Annotated in this window: 8 protein-coding genes; 3 read left to right on the top strand and 5 right to left on the bottom strand. The window is 68.5% G+C overall.

What is annotated here, in order from left to right:
• The 4 genes from ACLQ2S_RS27035 to ACLQ2S_RS27020 all read right to left on the bottom strand — a co-directional run.
• Positions 1-326 (bottom strand): transposase (locus tag ACLQ2S_RS27035; protein ID WP_425703784.1); only part of this gene is annotated, 326 nt, incomplete at its 3' end.
• A gap of 833 nt (positions 327-1,159) precedes the next feature.
• The gene (locus ACLQ2S_RS27030) at positions 1,160-2,422 is read right to left on the bottom strand and encodes an ATP-binding protein (RefSeq protein WP_309223928.1); all 1,263 of its coding nucleotides are present in this window, start codon (positions 2,420-2,422) and stop codon (positions 1,160-1,162) included.
• Positions 2,423-2,556: 134 nt separating this feature from the next.
• The gene (locus ACLQ2S_RS27025) at positions 2,557-2,940 is read right to left on the bottom strand and encodes a hypothetical protein (protein ID WP_425703782.1); all 384 of its coding nucleotides are present in this window, start codon (positions 2,938-2,940) and stop codon (positions 2,557-2,559) included.
• Between the two features lie 47 nt (positions 2,941-2,987).
• Positions 2,988-5,336 (bottom strand): TOTE conflict system archaeo-eukaryotic primase domain-containing protein, encoded by a 2,349-nt coding sequence (locus ACLQ2S_RS27020; RefSeq protein ID WP_425703780.1) that lies wholly within the window; start codon positions 5,334-5,336, stop codon positions 2,988-2,990.
• A gap of 61 nt (positions 5,337-5,397) precedes the next feature.
• On the opposite strand from ACLQ2S_RS27020, the gene ACLQ2S_RS27015 reads away from it, so the two are divergent.
• From ACLQ2S_RS27015 to ACLQ2S_RS27005, 3 genes are all read left to right on the top strand, one after another.
• Positions 5,398-5,709 carry a hypothetical protein gene (locus ACLQ2S_RS27015; RefSeq protein WP_425703778.1) on the top strand — a complete coding sequence of 104 codons (312 nt, stop codon included), beginning with the start codon at positions 5,398-5,400 and terminating at the stop codon, positions 5,707-5,709.
• Positions 5,710-5,715: 6 nt separating this feature from the next.
• Complete coding sequence (locus ACLQ2S_RS27010) at positions 5,716-6,867, top strand: hypothetical protein (protein ID WP_425703776.1); 1,152 nt, start codon at positions 5,716-5,718, stop codon at positions 6,865-6,867.
• 352 nt (positions 6,868-7,219) lie between these two features.
• Entirely contained in the window at positions 7,220-8,425 is a 1,206-nt protein-coding gene (locus ACLQ2S_RS27005; protein ID WP_425703774.1) for an IS110 family transposase, read from the top strand.
• 59 nt (positions 8,426-8,484) lie between these two features.
• Here the strand turns inward: ACLQ2S_RS27005 and ACLQ2S_RS27000 are convergent.
• Positions 8,485-8,975, bottom strand: a 491-nt coding sequence (locus tag ACLQ2S_RS27000) for a Scr1 family TA system antitoxin-like transcriptional regulator (protein WP_425703772.1), incomplete at its 5' end; no start/stop codon positions are given.

Here is an 8,975-nt window from a genome sequence, read left to right as displayed (position 1 = left end):
GTGGGTTGGATGGTGCGGCCGTGGTGGTCGCGGACGAGGCCGGTGAGCTGGTAGTTCAGTTCGGTGAAGATGCCTTCTTTGCTCCAGGCGGCGAAGTAGCCGTAGACCGTGGCGTGGGGCGGGAAGTCGTGGGGTAGGTAGCGCCAGGCGATGCCGGTGCGGTTGACGTAGAGGATGGCGTTGAAGATGTCGCGCAGGTCGTGGGTCGGGGTGCGGCCGCTGACGCCGGCGTCGGTGCGGGCCTGTCGCCAGGCGGTGAGGCGGGGTGCGATCAGGGCCCATCGGGCGTCGGACAGGTCGGAGGGATAGGGGCGCCGTTCGGTCATGCAGCAGGCGTACGGTGTCGGGGCCTCGACTTGGCGGACGTCATGTCCGTCGATGTGGGCATGAAAGTGAACCAGACACGATCCCGGGGCGATATGCGCTGAACCCGGGCAGGTCTACGTCCACCGATAAGTTCTCTTTCTGGGGCGGGCCGGACATCTCATACCGCCGAGATTGAGGCGCGAATCGGCCATTACCGGCCCGAAGACGAAACAAACGTCCAGTGAAGTCACCCGGCCAGAACAGCGCCGCGCCCAAAGCTCACACGGCCTCTCACCAGACACCCGCCCTGGCCAGAATTGATCCGGGCCGAGTCCGGACCATGATGATCTTCCTGATGTGTGCGGCGTGTGCTCTCCAGCCGGTACCACCCTGGGTCAACCCGTACCAATCTGGGTCACCGCAGCCCACCGCCGGTCGCAAACCGGGGTTGATGTGATCGGGCGGTGGTCATGGGCTGCGGGAACAGGGTTTCCGACGACGTGGGTGAACGTGGGCCACTCCCTGCCACCCCAGGTGAACCCCCAGGTCGCTAGACTAGGCCCTCGCGCCCTCGTAGCTCAGGGGATAGAGCATCGGTTTCCTAACCCGACGCTCCGTGTGTAGCCGCAGGCCGACGGCCTGCGGCTTCTCCCGTTCCAGGCGTCCTGCGCCGGTCGCACCCGCGCGCCGCTGTGATCGCCTGCGGAAGCCCAGCGAAGTGCGTAAGTGCTGCTCAGCTTCACTATTCCATCGACCGCCGTGTAGGTCTCCTGCGACAGGCTGCGCCTGGCCCGGCGTCGGGCTGCGCCCCACCCTGGCGTACTTACGGGAGCGACCTACGGAAGGGGCGAGGTCAGGCCGGTGGCGGTGCGGACGTCTGCCACAGTGCGCTGACCGGCAGGGCGCGGAGTTTGTCGCCGAACGGCAGCGTGGAGGTGCCGGTGTAGAGGACGATGCCGGCGATGAAGTCGTCGCCCAGGCGGTCGGCGAGTCGGCGTAGCCCGCGGAAGTCGTCGGGTCCGACGGTGGTGGCTGCTTTGACCTCGATCCCCACGACCTGGCCCGCTCGGTTCTCGAGCACCGCGTCGACTTCGTACCTGCTCTGGTCGCGGTAGTGGGACAGGTCGACGGGCTGCTCGGACCAGGTGAGCTGGCGAGAGAGTTCGGACAGGACGAATGATTCGAGTAATGGGCCGAATGGTGCACCCGGCCGGAGCAGCGCCCGGGCGTCGGTCGCGGTCTCGTTGGCGGCGATACCCGAGTCGACGAAGATCATTTTCGGTGCGGCGGTGGCGCGGGTGCCCAGGTTGCGGGACCAGCCGGGGATCCGCTTGATCAGGAAGATCTCCTCCAGAGCTTGGAGGTAACGGGCGATCGTCGGCCGGCTCAGTCCGAGTGCGGATTCGAGGGAGTTGGCGGCGATGATGGTCGCGGATCTGGCCGCGAGTAGGCGTACCAGCTTGCGGAGTTCGCCCTTGTGCTGGATGTCGGACAGTTGCCGGACATCGCGGTCGATGAGCGCTTGGACGTAGGCGTCGAGGAAACGTTGGCGGCGGCGCGGGTCGGTGCGGGTGGTGGCCTCGGGTAGGCCGCCGCGCACGATTCTGGCCGCGTAGTCGGCGCGGGTCACGTCCGACTCGTGTCGCAGGTCAGGGCCGAGCGCGAAGATGGCATCGACGAATCCGTCCGGCGCTTGGTCGAGTTCGCCTTGAGACAGCGGCCAGAGTTCGACGGTTTCCATCCGGCCGGGCAGGGCGTCCGGGGCGGCCACCATGCCGAAGAGGCGGGACGAGCCGGTGAGCAGGTACCGGCCTGGGCGCGGGTCCTCGTCGACGGCTGCCTTGATGGCCAGTAGGAGCTCCGGGGCGCGCTGGATCTCGTCGACGACCAGGAGCTCGGAGGAGTCCACGAAGCCGACCGGGTCGGCGATCGCCGCCGCCCGGTCCTGTGCCCGGTCAAGGTCGCGGCGCTCGGCGAGACGATCGCCGGCGACGATGCGGACCAGCGTGCTCTTGCCTGTCTGGCGTGCTCCGCTGATCAGCACGACACGGGTGTCGGCCAGCGCGGCGTCGACCTGCGCGGCGGCCCGGCGTGGAATCAGCTGCGGTGTCGGCACGATGTCATGATAGGCAACACGGTTTCGATCTGCGAGTACCTTCGCATTCGATTTGCGGCGAAACCGCGTTCGAGATGCGGCGACTCGGTGTTCGATTTGCGGAATCTCTGGGGCGTTCTTGCATGGTTCTACCGCTATGTCACGTTGTTGCGGTTGATGGCGAGTTCGGGGAAGGTGTCCTCCCAGCGCTGGCGGAGCTGGGATGGCAGCCAGAGGGTGGGCCAGAGCCGTCGGAGGAGGTCGGCGTCGAGCCATTTGTTCAGTTCCTCGACGGTGCTGGCTTCGGTGAGTACCACCTTGTACATGCTGGCCAGCCGTGCGGGCCGGTCAAGGTTGTACTCGGCGTGCCCGGACCAGTCGAGATGACGCGGAAGCGTCACCGTGCCTCCGGTCGGGCCGTGCAGTTCGGCAAGGGTTTCGGCCACCACGTAGAGCCGCCGCTCGCCGTAGGGTCGGTAGTCCGCCGGCGGCTGGGGTGACGTCCTGCGCCGGCTGAGGTTGGTTGCTCGTCTGGTCACACCCCATAGCCGGCGGGACCAGTCGTGGTGATCGCGATGGGAAGCACTCATGTTCTGGTGAAGCCGAGTGTCCGGTATCCGGGCATGCGGCGTGGGAGTGAGGCGGCGAGGATGGGAGTGGCCGGGTCGTGATAGTCGTGGACCTCGGCGAGGTCCTTTCCGGGCGCGGCGCGGATGACGCGTCCGGCGCATTGGACGAGTAGGCCGTCGTAGGAGATCGGGCCCGCGAGGAAGAGGGTGTCGAGGGCGGGGGCGTCGAAGCCTTCACCGATGAACGGTGTGGTGCCGATGACGAGGAGGCCGTCGCCGGTCTTGGCGCCGTCGAGCCGGTCAACGATGCTCCGCCGTTCGCGGGTGCTCATCGCGCCTTGCAGCACCAGCGGCTGATGTCCGCGTGCGGCGAGCAGAGTGGTGAGTGCCTCGACGTGGGCGACTCGTCGGGTCAGGACGAGACAGTTGCGGCCGCGGGTCAGGGCTGCGACGACATCGTCGGCGATCTGGGTGTTGCGGGGCTCGTCGAGGGCCAGTCTTCGGTGCACCTCGGCGAGCGCGCCGGGCGCGTCCAGGTCGACGTCGCCGGGTTGGAATGTGGTTTCGTGGATGAACAGCGCTCGTCGGGGTCCGGCGTCGGCGTGCATCGCTGCCGCGAGGGTGTCTTGTTCCTCGTCGGTCAGGGTGCGGCGGACGGGGCCGAGTTGCCAGGTGACGAGTTGGCCGAGGCCGTCGCGTCGGGTGGGGGTGGCGGTGAGGCCGAGCCAGAACCGCGCGGCGATTCGTTTGACCGAGTGCTCGTAGGCTGCGGCGCCGAGGTGGTGGCATTCGTCGACGATGACGTGCCCGTACCCCTGGGTCAGGGTGACGACGTCGTCGCGTCGGGCGAGGGAGGGCAGCAGTGCGATGTCCACCGTGCCGGTGAGTTTGCGTCGGCCGCCGCCGAGTTGACCGGGCTTGATGCCAAGGAACCGCTCGATGCGGGTGCGCCACTGGTCGGCGAGGGCTTTGCGGTCGACGAGGACGAGGGTGGAGGTGTTGCGTTCGGCGATCACGGCGCAGGCCATGACGGTCTTGCCGGAGCCCGGTGGGGCGACCAGGATTCCGTCGTCGTGGGCGAGAAGCGCGCCGACCGCGTCGGCCTGCTTGCCGGTGAGTTCGGCGGTGAACGCGGTGTCGATCTCGGTGCCGGGGTTTCGTGCGTCCGTGACGGCCAGTCGCGACCCGGCGCGTTCGACGATGGCGGCGATGGTGTGCCGCAGGCCTCGCGGGAGGACCAGGCAGTCGTCGAGGGTGAGGTCGTAGCCCTGGATGAAGCGTGGGGTGTCCCAGGTGGACTTACGTAGCCGCTGCAGCTCGTAGAACTTCGGGTTGGCCATGGCGGCGGCATGTTTGAACGTCGCCAGCGCGGCAGGGGTGAGCTGGCCGGCGTCGAGGCTCAGCCCGGCACCGGCTTCCGCGTGGACCACCGGAGGCAGCGGAGGATGGACCTGCGTCGCGGCGGACCGGCCCATCGTGGCGACATTGGCACCGGTGACGGCCTGCTTGGCCTGCCGGGCGACGTGTTCGGCATCGCCGGGGCTGAGCCGGTCCAGCGTCGACAGGAACGCCCACTGATCGGCATACGGCTCGAGGGTGCCGAGGTCGAGAAAGGTGGTCAGTCCGTCCTTGCGGCGGCGGCCCTGCAGCGGTGCGGCGATGAGGTTGCCGAAGCCACCTTCGGGCAGGACGTCCTGGTTGGGGAACAGCCGGTCGTACGAGCGCAGGTCCATCGACCCGCGTAGCACCATCGCCTCACGCAGCAGAACCGTGCCGACGGCGCGCGCGGTGGCCGCGGGAACAGCGCCGGTAAAGAAGACCCACACGTGGGCGCCGCGACCTGACTGGGAGATCTCCAACGCGGCGGGCACCGCGCTGGCTCGCGCCGCCTTCACGTACGCGAGGGCGTCGAGCATCGCCGTCGGCCCGTCGAAGTCGGCCACGACGAAATGGCAGGTGTTGCCGGGCATCAGCGGATACAGGCCCATGAACACATCGCCGACCAGATGCGCCGCGACGACCTCCGTCGTACGGGGCAGGTAGGTGGCACCCCGCCGATCCATACCCTTACGCCAACCGCCGGCGACCGCGGGCATCCACCCGGCAGCACCGGTACGGGCGTTCTCCCACCGCACGGCGTACACGTCGGCCCGGGCCCGGAACCGGTCGGCGAACAACGCCAGCTTGTCCCGCGTCGGGGAAGCCATGGTGACCAGCCCCGGTGGCTCAACCGGCGCGGACAACTGCTCCGGCGCCGCAGACGTGTCCTGGCCGCGTAGGTCCAGCAGACGTCCCAGCCGGGCGTTCTCCGCCCGTAACCGCTCCACCTCCCGCCGAAGATCGACGAACTCGGCCACCGAACCCATGCCGACCATCCTCGCGCATCAGGCTCCGAACACCCCGACACCGGTCCGCTATCCTCCGCCGATGGCATCGAAGGGCAACGCCGCGCTGGAGGCGAAGATCGAGGAAGCCACCGTCGACACGGACGGTCACGAGGACGAGCGTGCCGGACTGTTCGCCAGGATCGAGGAGCATCTGGCGGTGCCGTTCACCACCACCGTCCTCGGCGTCGAGGTCACCGTAGGCAGGATCGAGCTGGCAGCGGACAGCATCGTCGCGGTCTGCGCCCGAGGCCGCCACCGGCAGAGGATTGATCTCCTCGACCTGCCGCTACCCACCCCGCCGCCGGACGGCGCCGCGTGGATCGACGCCTACCGGCACTGGGCCGGAAGGTAAGCCACGGTGAGCGAGTACCAGTACTACGAGTTCACCGCCGTCGACCGACCCCTCACTGCCCGGGACCAGGCCGAGCTGCGGGCGCTGTCGACACGCGCCGACATCACCGCCACCAGCTTCGTCAACACCTACGAGTGGGGCGACTTCAAGGGCGACCCGCGCAAGCTGATGGAGCGGTACTTCGACGCGCACCTGTACCTGGCGAACTGGGGCACCCGCCAGCTCATGCTGCGACTACCGAAACACGTGCTCCACGCCGCCACCGTCGCCCAGTACTGCCAAGGCGACAGCGCCTGCGCCTGGACTGCCGGCAAGCACGTCATCATCGACCTCCACGACGAGGACGAGGACGGCACCGACGAGTGGGACCTCGACGGCCACGGTCTGCTCGCCTCCATCATCCCGGTCCGGGCCAGCCTCGCAGGCGGCGACCTGCGCCTGCTCTACCTGGCCTGGCTCCGCTGCGTACAGTCCGAGGACATCGCCGACGACGAGCCCGAACCGCCCGTCCCCGCCGGACTGGGCACCCTCGACGCGCCCCTCACCGCCGTCGCCGAGTTCCTGCGCGTCGACCCCGACCTGATCGCGGCCGCGGCTGCCGGGTCGACGGCGGCCGCATCCGGTGAACCGACCGCCGCGCAACTACGCACCTGGGTCGTCGGGCTGCCCGCCCAGGACAAGGACACCATCCTGACCGACCTGATCACCGGCGGCGACAGCCACCTCCGCAGCCGACTGCTGCGCAGCTACCGCGACGCACACCGCACTGATACGCCCACCCCAGCAGCTGCCCGCACCGCCGGGGAACTGCTCGCCACCGCCGCGGAGTTGCGCGCCCAGCGGGAACGACGGGACGCCGAGCAGCGCGAACGCGACCGGATCCGCCGCGAACGGTCCGCCGCAGCCGCCCGACAACGACACCTCGACACCCTCGCAGTCGACCAACCCGCCGCCTGGCAGCGGGTCGACGAACTCATCGCCACGAAAAAACCCCGCGAGTACGACACCGCCGTACAACTCCTCGTCGACCTGCGCGAACTCGGCGAACGCGACGGGGATACCTCATCGTTCCGACACCGGCTGGCCGAGCTACGGGCGGCGCACGCCCGCAAGCCCAGCCTGCTCGAACGCCTCAACCTCGCAGGCCTCGACACCTGACGCATGGTTCGCCGCCGGTGGCCATCACCGAGGCGCGCAAGATCGTGGACTGCTCGGCGTCCCCGGCGCGACGTCTCTGACAGCGGCTTGGGCTCCGGGTGTCCGTCGGGACCCGCAACCGGACATAGAACCGTGTCGTTTGGCGGGGTGGACCCGGAGGGTCGGGTGACTGTCTGGGTGTGTGCTGCCGATGTCATGGCCAGCTAGGAGTAGGACGCCCCGACCCTCGCTGACGACCGCTGTATCAGCACTGGATGGAGACTTGCGACCGATCGCCCTTTCCGAAGTTGTGGCTACTGAACCGCGGCGGGTCCACGCCCCTTGACCAGACAACCGAAGAGGGTGATGCCCGATGGGCAGCCTGTGGGCCGGCGTCGACGTCGGCAAGACCCACCACCACGTGTGCGTCATTGACGACGACGGCACCGTGGTGGTGTCCGAGAAGATTCCGAACGACCAGCAGGCCATCTCCGGCATCGCCGGGCGGCTCGGCAAACGCCGCAAGCCGATCCGCTGGGCCGTCGACCTACGCGGCGGACCAGCGGCGCTGCTGTTGGCGGTCCTGTTCGACCGGAATGCGGACGTGCGCTACGTCAGCGGCACGGTCACCTCACGGATGGCGGAGGCGTTCCACGGCGAACGCAAGACCGACGCCCACGACGCCTACGTCATCGCCCAGACCCTGCGCATGCGCGGCGACCTACCGACCCTCACCCTCGCCGACGGGGTGCAGCAGCAGTTGAAGCTGCTCGTCTCCCGCCGCCTCGACCTGGTCGCCGACCGGGTCCGCACCACCGCCCGCATCCAGGACCTGCTGGCCATGATCAGCCCAGCGCTCGAGAAGACGCTGAACCTGCGCAGCAAGGGCGCGCTGCGGCTCCTCGCGCAGTGGCAGACACCCGCCGGACTGCGCCGCGCCGGTGAAGCCCGCATCCTGGACTACCTGCGCCAGCACGGCGTCCGGGCCGCCAGGGCACTCACCGCCAAAGTCCTCACCGCCGCCCGGACGCAGACCATCGCCGTCGCCGGAGAGGCCACCGTGGCCGGGATCGTGGCGCAGATGGCCACCGACCTGGAAGCGGTCAACGACCGCATCACCGCCATCGAAGAAACCATCGCCGTGATTATCGCCGAGCACGAGCTGGGAGAGATCGTCACCAGCCTGCCCGGCATCGGCAACACCCTCGCCGCCGAGTTCCTCGCCCACGCCGGCACCCTCACCACCTACCCCAGCGCCGCCGCACTCGCCGCCCACGCCGGGCTCGCGCCGATCTCCCGCGACTCCGGCCGCAGACAGGGTCACCAGATCCGGCCGCACCGCTACCACCGGGGCCTACGCCGGGTGTTCAGCATGTCCAGCTTCACCGCCCTGACCCACTGCCCACAATCACGCGCCTACTACGACAAGAAGAGAGCTGAGGGTAAGACCCACCGCCAAGCCACCGCCGCCCTGTCCAGACAACGCCTCAACGTCCTCTGGGCCTGCATCCGCGACAAGACCCCCTACCAGCCCAAACAAGCAAGATCAGCAAAGGTTGTGCTGTGCGAACTTGCGTAGAGACTCCATGCCGTACCGGTGGATGTGGATGTGCCCTGTCCGCGCCGCTCGCACGAGAGCTAGGCAGATGCCTGCACCCGAAGGGACCCACGGATCTCTTCGAGCAGGCGCTGGGCGTCGTCGCCCTTCGCCGCCTGGCGGTACAGGTCCTCGAAGGAGGCCTTGTAGCCGGCGACCGCCGCCTCGTCCTCGACGAGAGCGACATCGTCCGGCAGGGCGTCGAGATAGACCACGTCCGGGTCCACGTCCCACTCGAACTCGTGCAGGGAGAAGGGGCCGACAAGAGCGGAATTGGCCGCGGTGTCCCGCCCGAGCACCACGACGTGCAGATGATCCGGAAGCCGGAACAGAATGTGTTCGACCTGCTCCAGCATGAGTTGGGTGTTCTCCACGGACTTGAGGGCGCGTTCGTCCAGAACGATGCGCACCTCGCGTTGCGGTTGCGCGAAGACACGAGCCTGGCGGGCCAGGCGCCAGGGCGATTGCGTAGTCGGCTGACGGGCTGCTGACCAGGGATTTCGAGACGAGTTTGGCCTCTGTGGAGGCGCAA

Origin of the sequence: Micromonospora sp. DT48 (assembly GCF_049844495.1) — a bacterium.
Classification (GTDB): Bacteria; Actinomycetota; Actinomycetes; order Mycobacteriales; family Micromonosporaceae; genus Micromonospora.
The sequence above is the reverse complement of the archived record's forward strand: the minus strand, read 5'-3'. Positions and strand labels throughout refer to the sequence as shown.

What these genes read in the sequence shown, in the direction of transcription:
- ACLQ2S_RS27020 (WP_425703780.1), bottom strand. Translation starts at nt 5,336, where the DNA reads ATGGGTTCGGTGGCCGAGTTCGTCGATCTTCGGCGGGAGGTGGAGCGG.
- ACLQ2S_RS27015 (WP_425703778.1), top strand. Translation starts at nt 5,398, where the DNA reads ATGGCATCGAAGGGCAACGCCGCGCTGGAGGCGAAGATCGAGGAAGCC.
- ACLQ2S_RS27005 (WP_425703774.1), top strand. Translation starts at nt 7,220, where the DNA reads ATGGGCAGCCTGTGGGCCGGCGTCGACGTCGGCAAGACCCACCACCAC.